The sequence below is a fragment of the Endozoicomonas atrinae genome, assembly GCF_001647025.1.
In the GTDB taxonomy this organism is placed as follows: Bacteria; Pseudomonadota; Gammaproteobacteria; order Pseudomonadales; family Endozoicomonadaceae; genus Endozoicomonas; species Endozoicomonas atrinae.
Map to the genome: position 1 here is coordinate 1 of NZ_LUKQ02000591.1, position 1,186 is coordinate 1,186.

3 protein-coding genes are annotated in these 1,186 nt (G+C 58.1%); all 3 read left to right on the top strand.

The genetic code is table 11. From position 1 onward, the window contains the following. A partial coding sequence (locus AK963_RS34050; protein ID WP_274520570.1) for a DUF6682 family protein occupies positions 1-202 on the top strand: 202 nt, incomplete at its 5' end. Further along, positions 203-808 (top strand): hypothetical protein, encoded by a 606-nt coding sequence (locus tag AK963_RS29345; RefSeq protein WP_066018767.1) that lies wholly within the window; start codon positions 203-205, stop codon positions 806-808. It abuts the gene before it with no gap. After that, positions 808-1,161, top strand: a complete 354-nt coding sequence (locus tag AK963_RS29350) for a hypothetical protein (protein ID WP_066018768.1) — start codon at positions 808-810, stop codon at positions 1,159-1,161. Before AK963_RS29345 ends, AK963_RS29350 begins: the two co-directional genes overlap by 1 nt. The last annotated feature ends 25 nt before the right edge of the window (positions 1,162-1,186 follow it).

Below are 1,186 nucleotides of genomic sequence, written 5' to 3' on the forward strand. Positions count from 1 at the left end.
CCAGTTATTCAGTCTGGATGAGCTGTGGATCAACCCGGTGATCAACTACATGCTGTTCCGGGCATTCAGCATGGATATGGAAACGGAAGCCAATATGCAGCAGGCGCAGAGTTATCTGGCCATGTTTACCAACGACCTGGGGTTGAAGTGGAACGTAGATCAGCTTTTCCGGCAGATGCTACAGGGCAAGGTGGAGGGATAGATGGAACTGGACGTTTATCTGGGCAGAATACGGCCCTATGCCAAGGGCTGCCCAGATCAGGTGATTCGTAATTACCTGATCATTACCCTGCGGGACATTTGCCACCGCGCCAATATCTGGCGGCACAGTGACAAGCTGTTTATGGTGAAGGGCATTATGGACTACACCCTGACTGCCCCTGCTGGCAGTGAGATTGCCACGGTGCAGAACCTCCTGCGGGAAGACGGCACCCGACTGGAAAGCCGCGATCTGCTGCCCCCTTATCTTTCTGCCGGCACCCCCTGCTACTACCGCCATGTTGAAACCACCGCACTGAGCGTTGCTCCGATCCCGGACAAGGACGCCATGCACGACATCGAGCTGACCCTGATGCCAGCCTTTGACGCCACGGAAGTACCGGACGAGGTGGGCAACCTGACCCTTGAGTTCGCCTGCTGGGGCGTACTGGCGGATTTGCAGATGATGCCCGATGAGCCGTGGACGAACCCGCAGCTCGGTGAGGTGAACCGGCAGAAGTATGAGAAGGAGCTCAACCGCAAGCGCATCCGTGGACTGGTGGGCGTCAGTGGTGGCGAACAGTCAGTAACCCGCAGGCGGTTTGTCTGATGGCCATTCCCGCTTCCACTACCCTGCCTGCCTTTATCCGGGGTGACAGCTATTCCGTGCCGGTGTCGTTCAGTGGTGAGGATGGCACACCACTGGACCTGACCGGATGGACGCTGATCTTCACCCTGAAGTTTCACCGGATGCAGCCGGATGACGAGGCTGTGCTGCAAAAACGGATGACAGTATCCGGCACGACGGCGGTGATGTACCTGGCACCGGAAGAGACCAATGAGCTGACCCCCTACCGTTACGAGTTTGATGTCCAGGTCACCACGCCCGATGGTCAGGCGGTGTCGACGGTGGCCATCGGAACGGTTGCTGTTCAGGCAGGCGTCACCCACGCATTGAGATAGGAGCCCGCGATGGCCAACGAGACGA

Excerpts from the sequence above, each read along its gene's own strand:
- AK963_RS29345 (WP_066018767.1), top strand. The coding sequence starts at position 203 with ATGGAACTGGACGTTTATCTGGGCAGAATACGGCCCTATGCCAAGGGC.
- AK963_RS29350 (WP_066018768.1), top strand. The coding sequence starts at position 808 with ATGGCCATTCCCGCTTCCACTACCCTGCCTGCCTTTATCCGGGGTGAC.